This is a genomic window from Paenibacillus sp. JNUCC-31 (assembly GCF_014844075.1).
Classification (GTDB): domain Bacteria; phylum Bacillota; class Bacilli; order Paenibacillales; family Paenibacillaceae; genus Paenibacillus.
This window is the reverse complement of the sequence record NZ_CP062165.1, coordinates 1,855,592-1,876,009: the sequence shown is the minus strand read 5'-3', so window position 1 is coordinate 1,876,009 and position 20,418 is coordinate 1,855,592. Positions and strand designations below refer to the sequence as shown.

Genomic DNA, 20,418 nt, shown 5'->3' with positions numbered 1-20,418 from the left:
AACGAAGGATTTGGACCATGGATCAGTCCCATGAGAAGGATCATGGTGAACATATGCCGAAAGGAGGACGCCACCTTTGTTGAATCAACCTTATGGTTTGCGGTTCGATATTTATGAGCGCGTTCATTTGTCAGAGGGAGTTCCTGCGATAGAGGAACTGGAGGAAATTGAGTTATACCCCCGCATTCAAGTCATAGGTCAGGATGATCATGCTACCTTGCGTGGCCATCTACTGCTTACAGGTGCTTATCGGGGAGAGAACGAAATCTCGGAGGAGCTCAAACATTTTATTCCGGTAGAGATCACGGTACCCTTGAACCGGGTGAGATCCATTGAGGATATTTCCGTTGAGATTGAAAATTTTGATGTTGATCTGTTATCCAACCGAAGTCTGAACATTACGGGCGTACTGTCACTTCGAGGCATTGAGGGCTTTCCGGTAGAGGAACCGCAGGTGTGGTCAGCAGATGAGTTTACCGTCGTGCATTCACCCGACTCTCAGCCAGACACTCGTTCTGCTGAAACAGAGCAGACAGGCAGCTATCCCAATACGTTTGCCCAAGAGTATTTGCTTCAACGGAGTGAAGAGGAAGGGCTTACGAGTGCAGCGGGACCTGTCTATGGCGCTCAGGAATTTGTTGTTCCTTCTGCTGGCGAAGATGTATTACGAAACGAAGAGGAGTTAAAGCAGGAACAACTATACCAGGCCTCAGCTGAACAATTTCAGTCACCGGAGCAACAGGCTGAAGCGCAATCCAATGAGTTGTTCAATCCGCCTTCCCCAGTTTCATCTTTTATGGCGGAGACAGCAGACCGTTTGGCTTCATATCCTGAATCTGAGCCGTTGCTTCCTTTGGCTGAAGAGTCGTCTGTCTGGTCCGAGCCTTCCGTCGAGACCTTACATACGAACTCAAGGAATTCGGAGCAGATCGATTCCAATTCATATCTACAATTTTCCAATGGGGCGGCAGCACCGAATGTATGGCACTTTGAATCTGCCCGGTCTGAACCAAGGCAAGAGAACCAGGACGTTGTTGATGCCTCGGCTGGTTCACAGCCAGAGAACTGGCAGGATGTATTCGCATCGTCTGAACCGGAGATTTCGGAGGAAGACAGACCTCTGGAAGCAGTGGAGGCGAATGAGTCTGCTGCTATCGAAGCCTTCATCCCCGAACCTGTGGCTGAGACGGAAGACAAGCCGGAGCTCAAGGTTGCTTTTGGCAGCAAGAGAGAGTCTGCACCAAGACAGGAAGAGGGTGTAGGTATATCCTCCTTGTTATCCTCCGGCAGAGCGACACGTGAGGCGGAAGCGGAGCGGGAGCAAGAGGCGCTCGCGGGAGTACTCCAAGAAGAAGCATACCCGCCTGATGATGTGGAGTGGAAGAACCTGTTCCTCGGCACCATTGTGGATCAGACGCCGTTCCGTAAGGTGAAATTATGCATTGTACAGCGTGAAGAGACACTCGATACCATTGCAGAACGATATCAGTTAAGCACCAGAGAGCTTCAGTTGTATAACCGATTATCCGAACAGGTTGTGGAAGAAGGGCAGATTTTATATATCCCTTAACCTATTGGTTCCAGCGTCCATTGCGAACCCGTGATCCCTTGAGGATGACGGGTTTTAGCCTTGTCAGCCCTTTACCTGCATTGCAGCGCTACTGTTCCGCTGTTGTCAGGTTGACTATCGGGCACGAGCAGGGTATGATGTGTTTAGGTTTTTTGAAGAACAACGTGGATCGGGAGTAGTAGACAGTATGACCTTTCAGAGAGCGGGATTGTAGCGCTGGAAAATTCCGCAGGAACCAACTGTTCGAAGTCGTCCGGGAGTTGCCTGTTTGAATACAAGGGATGTTAAGGTTACGATCATTCATTCCTGAGGTAGGATGGGCCGGTAGCAGCCGTTATCTGCTTGAAGTGTCACGTATATGCAGAAGGCGTAGTCTCTCTTTCTGTCTGCGTGAAACAAAGGTGGTACCGCGAAAGCTAACCTTTCGTCCTTTGATGGATGAAAGGTTTTTTTGTTTTTTGGCGAAGATGATTAAGTAACGGAGGAATGACACATGTCTGAACAAAAAAATTCAGCTGCAACAGAAATGCCGACCACATATGATCCGAAAGCTGCGGAGCAGAAATGGTACTCCACCTGGATGGAGCGTGGATACTTCAAGGCCGGTCAACGTAAAGATGCCGAGCCTTATACGATAGTAATTCCACCTCCAAACGTAACCGGGATGCTTCATATCGGGCATGCGCTCGATTTCACACTGCAGGATATTCTGATTCGCACCAAGCGGATGCAGGGCTACGACGCTCTCTGGCTGCCGGGATCTGACCATGCAGGGATTGCCACCCAAACCAAGGTGGAGCAGAAGCTGCGTGAAGAAGGCCAGACTCGTTATGATCTGGGTCGCGAGAAGTTTCTGGAGAAGGTATGGGACTGGAAAGAACAATATGCTACAACCATTCGTCAGCAATGGGGCAAAATGGGATTATCACTCGACTATTCACGTGAACGTTTCACGTTGGATGAGGGTTTGTCCCAGGCTGTTCGCAAAGTGTTTGTTCAATTGTATGAAAAAGGCCTTATTTATCGAGGCAAACGAATTATTAACTGGGACCCGGTGAACCGGACTGCATTGTCTGACATTGAGGTTGAATATAAAGAAGTACAGGGTCACTTGTACCACCTGCGTTATCCGCTCAAAGACGGAAGTGGTCACATCACTGTAGCGACTACTCGTCCAGAGACGATGCTGGGTGATACGGCAGTTGCCGTCCATCCGAAGGATGAGCGATACGCTGACATGATTGGAAAAGTGCTTGTCCTGCCTATTATCGGTCGCGAAATTCCGGTTATTGCAGATGAGTATGTAGATAAAGATTTCGGAAGCGGGGCCGTGAAAATTACGCCTGCACATGATCCGAATGACTTCGAAGTGGGTCTTCGTCATGATCTGCCTCAAATTACGGTAATGGATGAGACGGGGACAATGAATGCCGAAGCAGGCAAATATCAGGGACTGGATCGCAGTGACTGTCGCAAGCAGATTGTTGCAGACCTGAAAGAACAGGGTGTACTGATCAGCATTGAGGATCATACGCATCAGGTTGGACATAGCGAGCGTACTGGCGCTGTGGTTGAGCCATATTTGTCCACACAATGGTTTGTTGAGATGAAGCCTCTCGCAGAGAAAGCCATTCAGAAACAGCAGAGTGGCGAAGGGGTTCGTTTTGTTCCAGATCGTTTTGAGAAAACGTATCTGAACTGGATTGAGAATGTTCGGGACTGGTGTATTTCCCGTCAGCTGTGGTGGGGTCACCGTATTCCTGCCTGGTATGATGAGGAAACTGGAGAAATTATTGTATCCGCTGAAGATCCAACAACGTTGCCGGAATACGCTGGTCGCAAGCTGAGACAGGATGAAGATGTTCTGGATACATGGTTTAGTTCCGGATTATGGCCTTTCTCGACATTAGGATGGCCAGAAGAAACGGATGATCTGAAACGTTATTATCCGACGAGTGTACTTGTAACCGGGTATGACATTATTTATTTCTGGGTGGCGCGCATGATCTTTACCGCTCTGGAGTTCACGGAAGAAATTCCGTTCAAGGATGTGCTGATGCACGGTCTTGTTCGTGATGCAGACGGACGTAAGATGTCCAAATCGCTCGGTAATGGTGTCGATCCACTGGATGTTATTGAGAAATATGGCGCGGATGCGATGCGTTATATGATTTCGACGAGCAGCACTCCAGGACAGGATCTCCGTTTCCGTTGGGAACGGGTGGAACAGGCTCGTAACTTTGCCAATAAAATCTGGAATGCATCACGCTTTGCGCTCATGAACCTGGAAGGGTTCACTTATGAAGATCGTGATATTAGTGGAGACCTCGGAACAGCGGATTATTGGATTTTGCACCGCCTGAACGAAACTTCTCGTGATATTACGCGTCTAATCGAAGCATATGAATTTGGTGAAACAGGCCGCTTGCTGTATAACTTTATCTGGGATGACCTGTGTGACTGGTATATTGAATTTTCGAAGCTGTCCTTCTACGGGGAAGATCCGGTTGCCAAGAAGAAAACTCAATCGGTACTAGCATATGTACTGGATCATACGATGCGATTGATTCATCCGTTCATGCCGTACATTTCAGAAGAAATCTGGCAACATCTTCCACATGAGGGTGAGACCATTACTCTGGCATCCTGGCCGGTCTATGACCCAGCATTGGAGAACCCTGAGGCGGTAGCGGAGATGAATCTGCTCATGGATACGATTCGTGCAGTTCGTAATATCCGTGCAGAAGTGAACGTACCGATGAGCAAGAAGATTGAACTGATGGTAAAAGCGAATAACGAAGAAATGTCCAGCATCATTGAACGTAACAGCCATTACATCAAACGTTTCTGTAATACGTCGGAGTTCGATAGCGGTTTGAATCTGAACTCGCCAGAAAAAGCAATGACTGCTGTCATTACGGGGGCTGAACTGTACTTGCCGCTGGCAGGTTTGATTGATATTGAACAGGAAGTGGCTCGCCTGGAGAAAGAGTTGCAGAACCTTGAGGGCGAAGTACTGCGTGTGGAGAAAAAGTTGGCGAATGAAGGCTTTGTTGCCAAGGCTCCTGCCAAGGTTATCGAGGAAGAGCGCGCCAAGCAAGCAGATTATTCTGATAAACGGGATAAAGTGATTGCACGAATCAAGGAACTGAAAGGTTAATATATTCGGGTCGGATGGAGAGCTTTTGTCCCATCCGGCTGCTTTTTTCAACCAAACTCAAACCGAAGGTGAATCATATGACGGAACTTAACGGGACAGATACAGCAGCTCCTTTACTTACCTATGACGAGGCCGTGAACTGGATTAATGGTCTTATTCCTTTTGGCATCCGACCTGGATTGGAACGAATCGAGGGATTGATGTCAAGGCTTGGCAATCCACATCAGCGTCTCAAATTTATTCATGTCGCGGGAACGAACGGCAAAGGTTCGACTTGCGCTTTTTTGACGTCAGTGCTTCTTCAGGCGGGATATGATGTTGGAACCTATACCTCACCCTATATCACCAAATTCACAAACCGTTTTCAGTACAACGGGGAGGACATCCCGGAAGAGACATTGCTAAAACTCTCGAATCGCCTTCATCCGTTGGTCCAGGAGATGGCGTCCACTGCCCTTGGGTCACCGACGATGTTTGAGGTGTCTACGGCACTTGCTCTTTTGTATTATGCAGAGGAGTGTTACCCGGACGTTGTAGTATGGGAGACAGGACTCGGGGGAAGGATGGACGTAACGAATATCGTCACACCTGTGGTGTCCATCATTACCAATATCGGTATGGATCATACGGATGTGCTAGGAGATACGATTGAAGCCATCGCGAGAGAAAAGGCAGGTATTATTAAGCCTGGAGTACCTGTCGTTACCTGTGCCACTCAGCCAGAGGCTGTGAAGGTGATTCAGGAGACGGCAGAGCGTCTCCGATCAACCGTGTACCTTGCAGGAAATCAATTCTCCTATCATAGACTGGACAGCGATGAGAACGGACAATCTTTTCATTTTACAGGACCGTTCCGTGAGATGGACATTCGTATCCGCATGCAGGGCATACATCAATGCGATAATGCAGCGGGCGCGCTTATGGTACTGGAATTGCTTCGGCAATACATGGCATTTATGCTGGATGATGAAGATATTGCACTTGGACTGGAGCATGCCTTCTGGGCAGGACGGTTCGAGAAAGTGGTTGAACAACCCCGAATTGTTCTGGACGGAGCACATAATCCGGAAGGGGCTGAATCGCTCGCCAAGAGCATTATCGACGTTTATCCTCACAACAAGTTAATTTTGATGATGGGTATGCTCGCGAATAAGCATCACGAAGCGTATTTGCAGCATATACTGCCACTAGTGGATACGCTGATCCTGACCGAGCCAGACTTCCGACGCAAAATGGATGCAGCCGAATTGCTGCAGATCGTCGAACGGGTACGTCCCGCCTTTGCGAAACAGGAGCTGGAAATCATCGTCGAGCCCGAATGGGCAAAGGCACTTGATCTATTGAAGTCACGGACGGAAGCGGAAGATCTGGGGGTGGTGTCTGGCACACTGTACCTGATTGCAGATGTGCGGGCAGCCCTTTTGCATCAAACCGATTCTGAAAAAGGTTGGTGAAAGTTTTGTTAAATACATCGGAACACGTTCATTTTATAGGGATTGGCGGATATGGCATGAGTGCCATCGCGAGAGTTATGCTTGAGATGGGATACACCGTTACCGGATCGGATGTCGCTTCACAGGAGTTGACCGAGAAGCTGGCAGCCAAGGGAGCGAAAATATATATTGGACATACCGCAGAGCACGTGAATGGGGCAGACCTCGTGGTCTACTCTACGGCTGCTCCGGCAGATAATGTAGAGCGGGTGGCAGCTGAACAGCTGAACATCCCGATTCTGCATCGTGCCCAGATGCTGGCGCGTTTGCTGAACGAGCGCAAGGGTGTGGCTGTGGCCGGGGCTCATGGCAAAACAACCACTTCATCCATGATTGCACTGGTTATGGAGAAATGCGATACAGACCCGACCTACATAATTGGCGGGGAAATCATGAACGTGGGGACCAACGCCAAGGCCGGTCAAGGCGACTGGGTTGTCGCAGAGGCAGACGAGAGCGACGGCTCATTTTTACAGTACCACCCATGGCTGGGTATTGTAACGAATATTGAAGCAGACCATCTGGAGAATTACAACAGTGATTTTGAGGAACTCAAAAAAGCTTATGTACAATTTCTGAGCCAAATTCGGCCAGAGGGCACGGCAATTGTATGTGCTGACGACGAGAACGTTCAGGCCATTTTGCCAGAGCTGAAGTCCCGGGTGACCACATACGGCATTGATTACGCAGCTGATTATACAGCAACGGATATCGTGCTCGGGGACCGTCGCATTTCCTTTACAATGAATCATCAGGGCTCTGCTTTGGGAACAGTGGAATTGTCGGTTCCAGGTAAACATAACGTTTATAATGCGATGGCTACAGTCATTACTTGTCTGGAAGCAGGTATTCCATTCGAGAAAATTACCGCTGCCATTATCCAGTTCCATGGGGCAAAACGCAGATTCCAGGTGCTGGGTGAGGCTCGTGATATGCTGATTATTGATGACTATGCTCATCACCCAACGGAGATTGAGGCTACGATCAGTGCGGCCAAAGCAACGGGGAAACGTATTATTGCGGTATTCCAGCCTCAGCGTTACACACGTACGTTCTTCCTGCTTGATGCGTTCAGTCGTGCCTTTGCAGAAGCGGATGAGGTTCTCATTACCGATATCTACTCCCCTGCGGGTGAAAAACAGATTGAAGGTGTTCACTCGGCTAGACTGGTTGAACTCATCGTTCAAAACAGTAATGCCTCTGCACGTTATCTTCCGACAAAGGAAGAAGTTGTTGCAGATTTGCAGAACCGTCTTCAGCCAGGCGATCTTGTGCTCACGATGGGTGCAGGTGATATCTGGAAAGTTGGCGATACACTTGCCAAAGGGTTGAAATAATTACAATTGTAAAACCGTCTGACTTCATTGCGAAGCAGGCGGTTTTTTGCATGAAATGGAATGGTTCAGATTCTCTCCGCATATAGCTGTTATAAATGGGACAAAGGAGAGGGTACGGGGTGAGCAATGCTAGAATGACGTTTCGCTTTGGGGATAACGAGTCGGACAAGCCTGAAAACAAGGGGATGTCCACATCCAGCACATTTGCAGCTTTGAGTGAAGAAATTCCGCACAGTCCAACGCCAACACCAACGCAGTTGAATACAACGCCTTCATGGACACCAGAGGATATTCCCGGTGACTGGGGAGAGACGATGCTGACAGGCTCCACTGTACCTGAACCTTACCAAAGAACGGACAAGGATTCGAAACTCGATGAGCCCGGATACAGTTATGATCATCTAACTGCGTATCCGGGAGATGAGGACGAGAACAGGTCGGATGAGAATTATGGAGGTCATGATTGGCTTGCAAATAGTGAAAACTACTCTTATAAGCGAAATCGTCCCCCGAGGGGCTGGAAAATGATTGGTTCAGTAACGGGTGCACTTGTAACCGGGGCCCTCTTCGGCATGGTTATTCTTTCTTTTTTTAATCGGGAAGGGGCCGTAGATCCTGGAAGCAAGATCCCCGCTAATCAGGCGGTATCGGCTGTAACAGGTCAGCAGGGAGTGGCAGGTTCGGAACAGCAGATCCAGGCAACAACTACAGGCGGCAGCTACTATGCGCTGCAATATGGTGTGTTCAGTTCCCCTGAACGTGCTGAACAGGCCAAGGTGGAATTATCGCAGGCAGGCATTGCCACAGGGTCTGATCCAGAAGACGGCAATCGGGTATACGCAGGCATTTCGGCTGACCGTGAGGAGGCCAAGCTGCTTAGCTCAAGGCTGAAGGCCGAAGGTGTAGAATTGTATGTTAAGGAGATCGTCAACCCTGAAGTGAATCCAGCAGTTTTCGGCGGAAAAGCAGAGGATGTTCAGCGCTTCTTCACAAGCGGTTCAGCCTTGATTGAACAACTGTCTACCCTCTCGATTCAGCAACTCGGTCAAGCTGCTCCTGCAGCAGTCTCAAGTGAAACGATGAATGCATTGCAGAACCAGCACCAGCTCTGGCTGACCGGTTTGAATAGTATTTCTCCAGGCCTGAGCACCGACGTACAACCCTATGTATCTGCGATGGAGAAAGCAATGAACAGTGCGGTAAACGCATTGGCTGAGTACAACAAAAATCCGGCAAATGTGCATATGTGGTCTGTACAGTCCGATCTGATGGAATATGTATTACAGCAAAAAAAATGGCTTGAAGCGATAAAACAGTAACAGGCTCTTTCCCATAACACAGCTTTGGAATACCTATCCGGCAAGGAACTGGAAATAGTTCCCCTTGCCGGATTTGTGTTTGTATTGACGTACAAAACCCCGTATAATAATGTGGGTGTCAAAAAATGGCGAGGGAAGATCACCGATGAAAAAAAACTTCGGCATGTTATTGCTGTTTCTGCTGCTCGGCTGGCTGGCCGGAGCGTGGATCGCCAAGGCACTGCAGCCTGTAAAGGCCGTAGCCTTTCTAACGAAAGCCACGACCATTCGCTGGTCGCCTCAGGCTGATCTGGACATTATTAGTTATGACATTTCACTTCAATTTCAAATGAGCCTCCTGAGTCTGATCGGTATCATTGCTGCTGTATGGCTGTATCGCAGATTATAGGAGTATGACGAATTATGACGAAGAAACTAAAAAAAAGACATCTACTAGCGTGATCCGACAGGATGTCGCCGTAGCCTAAGGAGCCGATTATTTTGGATAAAATACAGCAACGCCCTATTATTCTGGCCTCCACTTCGCCACGGCGTAAAGAACTGATCGCCTCACTTCATTTAGCTTTTGATGTAATACCAAGTCATGCCGATGAAGATACTCCACCGGAATGGACTCCAGAACAAACAGTACAGGAGCTTGCCATGCGCAAGGCACTTGCCGTTTATCGTGGGCTGGAAGGCCGTGAGCAGGATGCTGTTATTGTTGGAAGCGACACGATTGTCGTTCTGGACGGCGATATTCTTGGCAAGCCCGTTGACGAAGCAGACGCTGAACGGATGTTATCCCGTCTGCAGGGGCGTGTACACCGTGTATTCACTGGAGTGGCCTGTATTGATGCTGGCAATGGGCAATCCATGGTTCAGTATCGTCAGACGGATGTAACGATGAAGGAGCTGTCTGAGGCTACGATTCGTGCTTATGTTCAGACAGGAGAACCTTCGGACAAAGCAGGATCATACGCCATTCAGGGCATTGGTGCTTCACTGATAGACCGTATTGAAGGCTGTTATTTTAATGTGGTGGGTTTGCCTCTGTCCTTACTCAGTGACATGCTGAGTGGATTCGGCGTGCATGTACTGCCACACACTTGAAATTCTGCAATTGACGTTATGAAAAGAGGGAACATATGGAGTCGCCTCAATATATGATGCGCGACATCCCCCAGGAAGAACGCCCGAGAGAACGCATGATGGAATACGGGGCGGGCGCCTTAAGCCATGCTGAATTGTTGGCAATCTTAATTCGAACGGGCACAAGACAGGAATCCGCAGTGCATATGGCACAGCGGATTCTGACTGAAGCGGGTGGCATCCGCTCGTTGATGGATTTGAGTATGGAAGAACTGACTGCGATGAAGGGAATAGGTATGGCGAAGGCAGTACAGCTGAAAGCCGGCATTGAGCTTGGGCACCGGATTGCCAAGAGCCGACTAACACAGTCAACTTCAATTCGGACGCCTCGGGATGCGGCCGATATCCTTACCGAACAGTTACGTTACTTGCAGAAGGAACATTTTGTGTGTCTTTTTCTGAATAGCAAAAACCATATTATTGCCCAGGAAACACTCTCCATGGGTAGCCTGAACGCTTCCATTGTACATCCACGTGAAGTATTCCGGGCTGCCATCAAATGCAGCAGCGCTTCCATTGTGTGCGCACACAACCATCCGAGCGGTGATCCTACACCTAGTCCAGAGGATATCCAAATAACCAAGAGACTGATTGAAGCTGGTTCAATTGTTGGCATAGACGTGCTGGATCACATTATTATCGGAGATGGAACCTACGTAAGTTTGAAGGAGAAGGGCTTAGTATAATATAATGGTTGGCGTTGATGTTTTCCTATGAATATTGACGGCGTTGTCCGTAGAAGATAGGTTCACTTTACAAATGCAACTCAAAAGAACTGCAACACAAAACAAATGCGAATATTAGCTCCGCCATAACGGTGGGAATGAAAATGAAATGCTCTTGATTTACGGGAGCGGCTATATGAGGCAGAAAAGGAGATTAACGTCATGTTTGGTGGTTTTAATAAAGATTTGGGGATTGATTTGGGGACAGCAAATACGTTGGTTTATGTACGTGGAAAAGGAATTGTGGTACGGGAACCTTCCGTAGTTGCGATCCGGACTGATACGAAAACAATTGAGGCAGTAGGTGAATCGGCGAAAAAAATGATCGGTCGTACACCAGGGAACATTCGTGCGATTCGTCCGATGAAGGACGGCGTTATTGCTGACTTCGATACAACAGCAACGATGATCAAATACTTTATTCGTCAGGCGCAAAAGCAACGTTCCATGTTCCAACGTCATCCCAACGTGATGGTATGTGTACCTTCCGGGATTACAGCGGTAGAACAGCGCGCCGTTGAAGATGCAACGAAACAGGCAGGTGCACGTGAGGCCTACACGATTGAGGAGCCTTTTGCGGCTGCAATTGGCGCTGATCTGCCGGTATGGGAGCCAACAGGAAGCATGGTTGTAGATATCGGTGGCGGTACAACTGAAGTAGCGGTTATTTCCCTGGGCGGGATTGTAACGAGTCGTTCGGTTCGTGTTGCTGGTGACGAGATGGATGAATCCGTTATTCAATACATTAAACGTCAGTATAATCTGATGATCGGTGAACGCACATCCGAGCAATTAAAGATGGATATCGGATCGGCTATGCCGCTTGAGCAAGTGGAAACGATGGAGATTCGTGGACGTGACCTTGTGACCGGTCTGCCGAAGACAATTACGATTACATCCGATGAAATCAGTGAAGCTTTGGCAGATACCGTGAATGCCATTGTTGAAGCTGTAAAAGTAACCTTGGAGAAATGTCCTCCTGAGCTGGCAGCGGATATTATGGACCGTGGTATTGTACTCACAGGAGGCGGTGCATTGCTTCGCAATCTGGACAAGCTTCTTGCTGGTGAGACAGGTATGCCTGTGATCGTAGCAGAGAACCCGCTTGATTGTGTTGCACTCGGAACAGGTAAAGCACTTGAAAATATTCATTTGTTCAAGAGCAGAAGCAGTTCGGCAGTTCGTTCCAAACGTTAATTGGTATTTGCCCGGCTTGGCTGCCTTATCGACCAAGCGGAATGATATCAATGGAGGACCCGGTTAATCCCGGGAGAGCTATTACCCGCATACCCGGGGAGAATCAGCTGATATTCTCGAAGGGACTATAAGTCTGACAGTCTCCCCGCCGGGCATGGCTCGGAAGAGAATAATGGATGTTAGAGGGTGGTCGAACTGTTTAAACTGCTGGGTAACAAAAGACTTTTTGTTTTGCTGGTGGGCCTTGTTACATTTATCGCGTTAATGGGCTTTACGCTCGGTCCGCGAACCGCTCTATCCTGGCCGGAGAAATTCCTGAAGGATTCAGTCGGATTTGTACAATACGTATTCTACAAGCCCGCTTCTTCTGTAGCGGGCTTTTTCAAAGATTTGGCGAACATGCGTACGGTATATCAAGAAAATGAAGAGCTTCGAATTGCTATGGGGCACTACACCCGGGATCGGCTGAAATACAATGATATGGAGCAGGTGAATGAACAGCTTCAGAAAGCCCTCAATTTTACCGAAGAACAAAAGAATCGGTATAATTACAGTTCACGAATTGCTCAGGTCATCAGTGCCAACTCTGACCCGAACAGTAGAACGATCAATATTGACATTGGTGAAAATGCAGGAATCAAGCCGGGGATGGCTGTTACTTCGCAGGAAGGCTTAGTTGGGGTTGTCAGTCATGTCAGCTCTTATACATCAACGGTTAATCTATTAACTTCTATGGACGCCAATGATCCGACATCTAATGCGATTGCAGCTACAGCGGTGGGCAAAGAGAAAGTATTTGGCATGATCGAGAGTTATGATCCGAAGACCGGTATGCTCAAAATGACCAAAATTTCGGAAGATTCAAATATTAAAGACGGTGATGAAATTATCTCTTCCGGGATTATCAATAACTTTCCGAAGTATATGCGGATCGGAGAAGTGGAGAAGGTTGAGAAAAGCGAGTATGGTCTAACAAAAACAGCTACAATTAAACCCTATGCAAGCTTTTTGGATTGGAAAGAGCTGATTGTCATTATCCCGCCTGAGGTAAAAGAATAATGGTGACACGCAAGCAAGTCTTATTCCTGCTGCTGTTCGTGTTGTTCATTGCGGAAGGAACGATTCTTCCGTTACTTATTCCTTCCGCCTGGCAAATGCGTATTTCGGCCAATCTAGTCTACATCGTGATTTTGTTTATCGCTGTATATCATCATCGGCACACGGCGTTGGTGCTTGGCCTATTATTTGGACTTCTGCACGACGTCGTATTTTATGGGGAAATGATTGGACCGTACGGATTCTCCATGGGTTTGTCTGCCTACATGATGGGACTTATTTTTCAAGCACCACGTGCACCACTGCCGGTTATGGTTTCTGTCGTCCTTTTGGGAAGTCTGCTCAATGACACCATGTTATTCTTTCTGTACAAACTCTTCCAACTCAACCACGTCACATTTGACTGGGCACTGATTGAATACATGATTCCCAATTTGTTCATTCATTTTGTGTTTGCACTGATCATCTATGTCCCGCTGCGCAAACAATTGGAACGGATTGGCAAGAGAAAGAGCAAAGCAGAAGAAGCTTCTTAATACATTTCTGGAGCAAGAAGCAGGAACTTGGGGACCCGGCCACGAAATGTAATGAGATGGGAGGGACAGGCTTATGACGGTAAAATCGAATCACGTAACGATTAAAGGCATCCGAGACGGCCTGGTTTTCCTGTTGGACGATCAATGTGAATTCGAGGAATTGCTCTATGAGCTCCGCTATAAGCTGGAACACAGCCATCAAAATATTTTGACCGGACCGATTGTTCATGTGGATATCAAAATGGGCAGCCGGGAAGTGACGGAGGACCAGAAAGAAGCAATTCTTGATATACTAAAACAAAAAGGGAATTTGCTCATTCGTTCCATCGACTCACCGGCCCTTAAACCAGAGGTTAAAGGGCCTCCGCCGATTATGACCATGTGCGGTATGGTGCGTTCTGGTCAGGTACTTCATCATGAAGGGAATCTCTTGTTTCTTGGAGATATCAATCCGGGGGGCACGGTAACGTGCACCGGAGATATATATGTTTTGGGTTCACTCAGAGGCATGGCTCATGCCGGAATTGGTGGGGACGAAGACTCGATCATTGCGGCTTCGGTGTTTGCTCCAACTCAGCTGCGCATCGCGGATATTATTAGCCGTCCTCCTGACGAGTGGGAGAGCCGAGAGACCGGAATGGAATTTGCTTATTTACAGGATAATCAGATGCAGATCGACAAGATGAGCAATATCGTTCGGTTGCGCCGAGATTTTAATGTGTTTAAAGGAGTGTAGCTCATGGGAGAGGCAATCGTGATCACTTCGGGTAAAGGCGGCGTGGGTAAAACAACCACCTCGGCAAACATCGGGACAGCGCTGGCGCTGCTCGGCAAAAAGGTTTGTCTGGTAGACACCGATATCGGCCTTCGTAATCTGGATGTCGTAATGGGACTCGAAAACCGGATCATTTATGATCTGTGTGACGTTGCAGACGGACGCTGCCGTCTGAATCAGGCTTTGGTCAAAGATAAACGTTTCGAAGAATTATATATGCTGCCTGCAGCGCAAACGAGAGACAAGAACTCCGTATCACCAGAACAGGTGAAGGACATTATCCTTGAATTGAAGAAAGATTTTGAATACGTCATTATTGATTGTCCAGCCGGAATTGAACAGGGATTCAAAAATGCGGTTGCAGGTGCGGATCAGGCAATTGTGGTCACTACACCTGAGAATGCGGCTGTCCGTGATGCGGATCGTGTCATCGGATTGCTCGAGAGTTCACACATTCAATCCCCAAAATTGGTCGTGAACCGCATTCGTAACAATATGGTCAAATCAGGCGACATGCTCGATATTGATGGCATTTTACAAGTACTTAATATTGACCTGATTGGAATTGTTCCCGATGATGAACTTGTCATCAAGGCGGCCAACTCGGGAGAACCGACAGTCATGAATCCAGACTCACTTGCGGCTATTGCCTATCGCAATATTGCCCGTCGGATTTTGGGAGATACGGTTCCATTGATGCAGTTGGAGCAGAAGAAGGGTGCCTTCTCACGTTTCAAAAAGTTTTTTGGGATGGGTTAACTCACTTTTCCTCATCAGATTTATGTATGACAGCCGTGGCCTAACGCCCGGCTTTTTTGAATATTATGAATATTTAATTGATGTGCCTGTGTAGCAAAGGGATCGTTTTTTGATGAAGGACTCCACGTTGTGGGGTTATTTTTGCTTCCTGCCGAAGCTTGTTCATATTATGAACGAGCTCCTCATAGGATGTAGTAAACAAGCCTCGGCGGGAGGATATTCCATGAATACGAAACTCAGAATTAAGCAGAGAAGAGAAGAACGCATTCGACGACTGATGGATGGGGCTAATGAGGAGATCATGCAGCAGCGAGAATCAGGTACGGTGTTCAATGCTGGTAAATCGACGCAACGGAATCCATTCTCGTCTATGGATATACAAGAAAATCTGCGAACGGCAAGAGCTTCGCTGGCAGAACAGGAACGAGATCCAGAGTGGCTATGGAAAAAAGAGAACGGTCATTACGGTCCTGACGGCCATCCTCGTTTCAATCTAATAAAGTCATTCGTGGGACGAACTGTGATTAGCGTGTTCGTTTTTGGCGCCGTTTGGGGATTGTTCCAGTTGAACACATCATGGACGACACCTGCCAAAACTGTGATCGCCGATATGCTGCATCGGGATATGAATTTTGAAGTTGCGGAAGCCTGGTACGAAAAGCATTTTGGCGGAACGCCATCATTCCTGCCTGTGCTAGGACATACCACCGATCCTGTGAACGGGTCGGGTATTCGACACCTGCTGGGCAAACCGCTCTCTGGAACGATTGTTCAACCTTTTGCACTGAGCATGAAAGGCATTGAGATTGTTCCTGAATCGGGTGGTACTGGACTTGTCCAGGTAGTCAGCTCGGATGCTGGGCGTGTCCTTCAGGTATTGGATGATCCGGAAAATGGAACGACGGTTGTGATTCAGCACTCTGGCAAAGTGACAGCCATATACGGACGCTTGAACGAAAGTGAAGTCCAGGTGAATGATTGGGTTGAAGCGGGAGATGCAGTTGGAAGTCTGAAGGAGATCGGAAATGATCAACCTGCCACATTGTATTTCGCTGTAAAAGAGGGCGAGGAGTACGTAGACCCTGCGGAAGTGGTTGCCCTTGATTAGGATATGGGGTGTACGTATCTCGTTCCATCCTTTTTTTGTGATCATTATGATGGCATCTCTGATAACCGGACATTTTATTGAATTGATCACCTTGTTCACGATCGTATTTATTCATGAATGTGGACATGCTGCAGCGGCAGCCCTTCTGGGCTGCCGTGTCCTGTCGATACAGATGCTGCCTTTTGGCGGAGTTGCCATAATCGAGGATGGCGGGAATATTACAGCGCGACGGGAAATCATGATCGCCTTGGCAGGGCCTTTACAAAATATGCTCATGGTTGGAATCGTGTTGCTGTTAAAATACGGTAGCGTGGGGGACCCGGTTTTTTTGGATTATATTATAAAGGGGAATCTGCTGATTGCCCTATTTAACCTGTTGCCAGTGCTGCCGCTGGATGGCGGTAAAATTGTACAGGCACTCGTCAGCCTGTTTGCTCCCTACTATACAACATTGATGTGGACCTACCGAATCAGTATCGTTTGTAGTGCTGGAGTGATTGTGTTTGCCATTAGTCGCTGGTTTGCTGGCGGGTACGGGCTGCCGCTAAATATTCTGCTGATCGGACTGTTCCTGTTTTATTCCAATGTGACCGATTACCGAAATATTCCATATCGCTTTATTCGGTTTCTGATGAATCGTGAAGGTACGTTCGCCCAATATGCAGCCACAGGCAGCTTGGCACAGCCGATAATCTCATTTCCGGCGAAACCTTTGGAACCTATTTTGCGTCTATTAAAGAGAGAAAGATATCATATGATATATGTAATGAACAGACAGGGGAGAATCTTGGCCGTTTTGCCTGAGCAACGCATCATTGGTTCCTATTTCAAACAAAACACCGAGAAGTTGTAGTATCGTGGGATCCTGTCCGGAATTGGGTTAATACATGTACAACGAGTAGTGCAATGAAACAGAATGGATGTGGATGAATTGAATTGTCTTCTAGAGGTGAAGCCATGAAACAAATGATTTTACATAATGAACATAACCTCGTGCAAATGGCGCTTCTGGAAGAAGGCAAAGCTGTAGAATTCACAGCAGAGCGTACACGGGAGCGTGGACTGCTGAATTCCTTTTTCAAGGGAAGAGTAGTGAACGTGTTGCCAGGTATGCAGGCTGCTTTTGTGGATATCGGTCAGAAAAAGAATGCTTTTCTGTATGTAGATGATGTATTACATCCCAATCTGGAGAAACAGCCCAAAGTGAAGCCATCGATCTCGGAGTTGCTTCGTCCGGGTCAGGATGTAATTGTCCAGGTTCTGAAGGAACCTGTTGGAAGCAAAGGGGCCCGGGTGACGACTCATTATTCACTGCCGGGCCGCTGGCTTGTCTACATGCCACTTGCCGACTATGTAGCTGTCTCCAAGAAAATTGCCCGTGAGGGAGATCGTTCCCGGCTCAAAGGACTGGGTGAACAATTAAGACGGGGCGAAGAAGGGCTTATCATTCGAACCGTATCCGCAGAGGAGCAGCGGGAAGCCATAGAGGCTGACTTGGAAACATTACGTGAGCAGTGGCACCTGATTCGCGAGAAATCGGAAAGTTTGCCTTCACCAAGCCTGCTGCATCGGGATCAAAATATGGTTCAGCGAATTATTAGGGATGTGTACACTCCTGGTAGCGATGAAGTGATTACGGATGATGAAGTACAAGCTAGTGAAGTGACTGCTTTACTGGAAGAGATATGTCCTGGCCATCAGCCTAAAGTTCAGGTGTACCGGGGAGCGGAATCCATTTTTGCCGCTTACGGTGTACAGGAGCAATTGAACAAGGACTTTGCCCGCAAAGTGTGGCTGCCAGGAGGCGGCTATATCGTTATTGACCATACGGAGGCACTCACCGTAGTCGATGTCAATACAGGCAAGTACACTGGAGCAGGCGGTGACAGTCTGGAAGAGACTGTAACGGAGACAAATATGCAGGCTGCCGTTGAGATTGCTCGTTTAATGCGGCTTCGGGATATCGGTGGAATGATTATTGTGGACTTCATTGATATGGAGGAAGCGATGAATCGGCAGGAGGTTGCGGCATCGCTCGAAAATGAGCTTAAGAAGGATCGTACCAAAGCTTTTGTAATGGGCTGGACCAAGCTGGGGCTGCTCGAACTCACCCGCAAGAAGGTGCGGGAAGAGAGCACGCTGCCTTATGTGGAGCCGTGTTCTTCCTGTCATGGGACAGGCAAAAGATATATTTCCCCTTTGCATTGATTTTTAGTGTAGCTGGTGGTATAATCATCAGGTATGTGTCTAGCCTATTGGTCTTGCACATGCTGTAACCGCACTGGCCGGGTATAAGAACAGTTACGCAAGGACACTGTCACCTGAGAACGGGCGAGTCTGAGACATGAGGAGGTGCAAGGCAAATGTACGCAATTATTGAAACAGGCGGCAAACAGTACAAAGTCCAAGAGGGCGATGTTCTGTTCATCGAGAAATTGACTGCGAACGATGGCGAAAGCGTAACGTTCGACCGTGTCCTGGCTGTATCTAACGATCAAGGTTTGACAGCAGGTACACCATTGGTTTCCGGAGCAACTGTAACGGCTAAAGTGGAGAAACATGGCAAAGGACAAAAGGTTGTTGTATACAAATACAAACCGAAAAAGAACTACCATGTGAAGCAAGGTCACCGTCAACCGTACACTAAAGTAACTATCGAAGCAATCAAAGCGTAAGAAGGTGCGATAAGTGATTATCGTTGAAATCTTTCGTAATGATGACGGGAGCATTGATCGCTTTTCCATCAAAGGGCATGCTAATTTTGCCAAGCGGGGAGAAGACATCGTATGTGCCGGGGTATCCGCTGTTACAGTGGGTACAGTGAACTCGATCGAAGCATTGACTGGTGTCGAAATGGATGCCAAGATGAAGAATGGCTTTTTAAGTGCTTCTTTGCCAGTGCTTGTGAGAGATGAAACCTGGTCCCAGGTACAATTGCTACTCGAATCCATGGTGGTTATGCTCACTGATATTGCAGAGTCATACGGAAAGTATATTCAGATAGAGCAAGTCAAATAATTAAAGAAGGAGGACAACCAATCATGTTGAAATTAAATCTTCAGTTATTCGCATCGAAAAAAGGTGTGGGTTCCACAAAGAACGGTCGTGACAGTAACGCACAACGTCTTGGCGTTAAACGTGCTGACGGTCAAACAGTAACTGGTGGTAGCATTCTCGTTCGCCAACGCGGAACGAAAATTCACCCAGGTACTAACGTGGGTATCGGTAAAGACGACACTTTGTTTGCGAAAGTTGACGGCGTTGTGAAATTCGAACGTTGGGGACGCGATCGTAAAAAAGTAAGCATCTACCCTGTGAATGTTGCTCCAGTAGCAGCTGCAGTAGAAGCATAATATCGGCATTCCGCCTAAGGAGCCTTCGGCATTTTTGCCGGAGGTTTTTTGTATTTAAAGGTTATTCGATAATGAACTGGCAGAAAAGACATGTTATACTTGGTTACGGTGGGGTTTAAACCAACCGAGTTTTGTAGAACGGGGAGAAGCCATGAAATCTTGGAAAAGAGTGCCCTGGATTGCGGCATGTTCACTTCTGATTCCTTTGGTTTTCGTTATGCTGTATCCAGTGATTATTTCAATTGCTGTGTACGCATTGTGGTCCGTCGCGGTGCTTTTTGTTTCTGTGAACGTGATGAAGAGACAGGCAGAGGCGGAACGCAGAACCATCATACAATCTATGGAAAAGACAGCAATTGCATCATTAAATCATCATAGGCATGATTGGATGAACGATCTTCAGGTGTTATATGGATATCTTCGGCTGGGCAAACTTGATAAATCAGTGCAATGTGTGGAAAGAATAGTAGAGCGGGTTAACGAAGAAAGCCGAATCTCCAGATTGGGTATTCCTTCACTCGTTTTTTATCTTCAATCTTTCCGGACCAGTGGAGTCGCTCTGGAATTGCATGTGGTCGTAGAGGAAGAGTTACAGCTTAGTGCTCTGGTCTCTCCCGAGGATGGCGAGTCGCTTACGGGGGCGATTGCCGATGCGATTCGAGCCTATCAATATGGCGGCGGCCGGTCGTCTTGGGGAGAGGTTCGCAAACTGACCTTGAACTTCGGACAGGATCACGGAGATGTGGTTGTCCGGCTGGATGGGGATCAAACACCCGATCCGGAAACATTACGGCAGCTCAATGCCGTACTCAAAGGAAAAAAAGTCAGAACGGAGCAGCTTCCGTCTGAGGATACGTTTATACAATTCAGAATGCCTTGCGGAATATAGGAAGAAGGGG

Annotated in this window: 20 protein-coding genes and 2 other annotated features; all 20 genes read left to right on the top strand. The window is 47.8% G+C overall.

What is annotated here, in order from left to right:
• The first annotated feature begins 76 nt into the window (after positions 1 to 76).
• Positions 77 to 1,570 carry a LysM peptidoglycan-binding domain-containing protein gene (locus JNUCC31_RS08010; protein WP_192270294.1) on the top strand — a complete coding sequence of 498 codons (1,494 nt, stop codon included), beginning with the start codon at positions 77 to 79 and terminating at the stop codon, positions 1,568 to 1,570.
• Positions 1,571 to 1,726: 156 nt separating this feature from the next.
• Positions 1,727 to 2,005: a binding site (T-box leader), on the top strand.
• 58 nt (positions 2,006 to 2,063) lie between these two features.
• Positions 2,064 to 4,730, top strand: coding sequence for a valine--tRNA ligase (locus JNUCC31_RS08005; RefSeq protein ID WP_192270292.1), 2,667 nt, complete (start codon positions 2,064 to 2,066; stop codon positions 4,728 to 4,730).
• Between the two features lie 77 nt (positions 4,731 to 4,807).
• Positions 4,808 to 6,184, top strand: a complete 1,377-nt coding sequence (locus JNUCC31_RS08000; protein ID WP_192270285.1) for a bifunctional folylpolyglutamate synthase/dihydrofolate synthase — start codon at positions 4,808 to 4,810, stop codon at positions 6,182 to 6,184.
• A gap of 5 nt (positions 6,185 to 6,189) precedes the next feature.
• The gene (gene murC, locus JNUCC31_RS07995) at positions 6,190 to 7,560 is read left to right on the top strand and encodes a UDP-N-acetylmuramate--L-alanine ligase (protein ID WP_192270283.1); all 1,371 of its coding nucleotides are present in this window, start codon (positions 6,190 to 6,192) and stop codon (positions 7,558 to 7,560) included.
• A gap of 119 nt (positions 7,561 to 7,679) precedes the next feature.
• Positions 7,680 to 8,879: an SPOR domain-containing protein gene (locus tag JNUCC31_RS07990; protein WP_192270281.1), complete on the top strand. Its 1,200-nt coding sequence runs from the start codon at positions 7,680 to 7,682 to the stop codon at positions 8,877 to 8,879.
• A gap of 145 nt (positions 8,880 to 9,024) precedes the next feature.
• Complete coding sequence (locus tag JNUCC31_RS07985) at positions 9,025 to 9,267, top strand: DUF4321 domain-containing protein (protein ID WP_024633972.1); 243 nt, start codon at positions 9,025 to 9,027, stop codon at positions 9,265 to 9,267.
• A 92-nt stretch (positions 9,268 to 9,359) separates the two neighbouring features.
• Positions 9,360 to 9,971 carry a Maf family protein gene (locus JNUCC31_RS07980; RefSeq protein WP_192270279.1) on the top strand — a complete coding sequence of 204 codons (612 nt, stop codon included), beginning with the start codon at positions 9,360 to 9,362 and terminating at the stop codon, positions 9,969 to 9,971.
• Positions 9,972 to 10,006: 35 nt separating this feature from the next.
• Positions 10,007 to 10,696: a RadC family protein gene (gene radC, locus JNUCC31_RS07975; RefSeq protein ID WP_192270277.1), complete on the top strand. Its 690-nt coding sequence runs from the start codon at positions 10,007 to 10,009 to the stop codon at positions 10,694 to 10,696.
• A gap of 201 nt (positions 10,697 to 10,897) precedes the next feature.
• A complete protein-coding gene (locus tag JNUCC31_RS07970) occupies positions 10,898 to 11,932 on the top strand; it encodes a rod shape-determining protein (RefSeq protein WP_062328075.1) in 1,035 nt (344 codons plus the stop codon).
• A 186-nt stretch (positions 11,933 to 12,118) separates the two neighbouring features.
• A complete protein-coding gene (gene mreC, locus JNUCC31_RS07965) occupies positions 12,119 to 12,991 on the top strand; it encodes a rod shape-determining protein MreC (protein ID WP_192270275.1) in 873 nt (290 codons plus the stop codon).
• Complete coding sequence (gene mreD, locus JNUCC31_RS07960; protein WP_192270273.1) at positions 12,991 to 13,524, top strand: rod shape-determining protein MreD; 534 nt, start codon at positions 12,991 to 12,993, stop codon at positions 13,522 to 13,524. Before mreC ends, mreD begins: the two co-directional genes overlap by 1 nt.
• Before the next feature lie 73 nt (positions 13,525 to 13,597).
• Positions 13,598 to 14,260, top strand: a complete 663-nt coding sequence (gene minC / locus JNUCC31_RS07955; protein WP_192270271.1) for a septum site-determining protein MinC — start codon at positions 13,598 to 13,600, stop codon at positions 14,258 to 14,260.
• A gap of 3 nt (positions 14,261 to 14,263) precedes the next feature.
• Entirely contained in the window at positions 14,264 to 15,058 is a 795-nt protein-coding gene (minD, locus tag JNUCC31_RS07950) for a septum site-determining protein MinD (RefSeq protein WP_024633965.1), read from the top strand.
• A gap of 223 nt (positions 15,059 to 15,281) precedes the next feature.
• Positions 15,282 to 16,166: a M23 family metallopeptidase gene (locus JNUCC31_RS07945; protein WP_192270269.1), complete on the top strand. Its 885-nt coding sequence runs from the start codon at positions 15,282 to 15,284 to the stop codon at positions 16,164 to 16,166.
• Entirely contained in the window at positions 16,159 to 17,019 is an 861-nt protein-coding gene (locus JNUCC31_RS07940; RefSeq protein WP_192270267.1) for a M50 family metallopeptidase, read from the top strand. The genes JNUCC31_RS07945 and JNUCC31_RS07940 overlap by 8 nt, the downstream gene beginning before the upstream one ends.
• A 104-nt stretch (positions 17,020 to 17,123) precedes the next feature.
• On the top strand, positions 17,124 to 18,374 hold the full coding sequence (locus tag JNUCC31_RS07935) for an Rne/Rng family ribonuclease (RefSeq protein WP_192270265.1): 1,251 nt from the start codon (positions 17,124 to 17,126) through the stop codon (positions 18,372 to 18,374).
• Positions 18,375 to 18,430: 56 nt separating this feature from the next.
• Positions 18,431 to 18,515: a sequence feature (ribosomal protein L21 leader region), on the top strand.
• A gap of 14 nt (positions 18,516 to 18,529) precedes the next feature.
• Complete coding sequence (gene rplU, locus JNUCC31_RS07930; protein WP_062328098.1) at positions 18,530 to 18,841, top strand: 50S ribosomal protein L21; 312 nt, start codon at positions 18,530 to 18,532, stop codon at positions 18,839 to 18,841.
• Between the two features lie 13 nt (positions 18,842 to 18,854).
• On the top strand, positions 18,855 to 19,184 hold the full coding sequence (locus JNUCC31_RS07925; RefSeq protein ID WP_192270263.1) for a ribosomal-processing cysteine protease Prp: 330 nt from the start codon (positions 18,855 to 18,857) through the stop codon (positions 19,182 to 19,184).
• 23 nt (positions 19,185 to 19,207) lie between these two features.
• The gene (gene rpmA / locus JNUCC31_RS07920; protein WP_024633959.1) at positions 19,208 to 19,519 is read left to right on the top strand and encodes a 50S ribosomal protein L27; all 312 of its coding nucleotides are present in this window, start codon (positions 19,208 to 19,210) and stop codon (positions 19,517 to 19,519) included.
• Between the two features lie 151 nt (positions 19,520 to 19,670).
• Positions 19,671 to 20,408, top strand: a complete 738-nt coding sequence (locus tag JNUCC31_RS07915; protein WP_063568125.1) for a Spo0B domain-containing protein — start codon at positions 19,671 to 19,673, stop codon at positions 20,406 to 20,408.
• Positions 20,409 to 20,418 lie beyond the last annotated feature (10 nt).

Coding starts and splice junctions, on each gene's coding strand:
- JNUCC31_RS08005 (WP_192270292.1), top strand. CDS start 2,064: ATGTCTGAACAAAAAAATTCAGCTGCAACAGAAATGCCGACCACATAT.
- JNUCC31_RS08000 (WP_192270285.1), top strand. CDS start 4,808: ATGACGGAACTTAACGGGACAGATACAGCAGCTCCTTTACTTACCTAT.
- JNUCC31_RS07985 (WP_024633972.1), top strand. CDS start 9,025: ATGAAAAAAAACTTCGGCATGTTATTGCTGTTTCTGCTGCTCGGCTGG.
- radC (WP_192270277.1), top strand. CDS start 10,007: ATGGAGTCGCCTCAATATATGATGCGCGACATCCCCCAGGAAGAACGC.
- JNUCC31_RS07970 (WP_062328075.1), top strand. CDS start 10,898: ATGTTTGGTGGTTTTAATAAAGATTTGGGGATTGATTTGGGGACAGCA.
- mreD (WP_192270273.1), top strand. CDS start 12,991: ATGGTGACACGCAAGCAAGTCTTATTCCTGCTGCTGTTCGTGTTGTTC.
- minC (WP_192270271.1), top strand. CDS start 13,598: ATGACGGTAAAATCGAATCACGTAACGATTAAAGGCATCCGAGACGGC.
- minD (WP_024633965.1), top strand. CDS start 14,264: ATGGGAGAGGCAATCGTGATCACTTCGGGTAAAGGCGGCGTGGGTAAA.
- JNUCC31_RS07945 (WP_192270269.1), top strand. CDS start 15,282: ATGAATACGAAACTCAGAATTAAGCAGAGAAGAGAAGAACGCATTCGA.
- JNUCC31_RS07935 (WP_192270265.1), top strand. CDS start 17,124: ATGAAACAAATGATTTTACATAATGAACATAACCTCGTGCAAATGGCG.
- rplU (WP_062328098.1), top strand. CDS start 18,530: ATGTACGCAATTATTGAAACAGGCGGCAAACAGTACAAAGTCCAAGAG.
- rpmA (WP_024633959.1), top strand. CDS start 19,208: ATGTTGAAATTAAATCTTCAGTTATTCGCATCGAAAAAAGGTGTGGGT.
- JNUCC31_RS07915 (WP_063568125.1), top strand. CDS start 19,671: ATGAAATCTTGGAAAAGAGTGCCCTGGATTGCGGCATGTTCACTTCTG.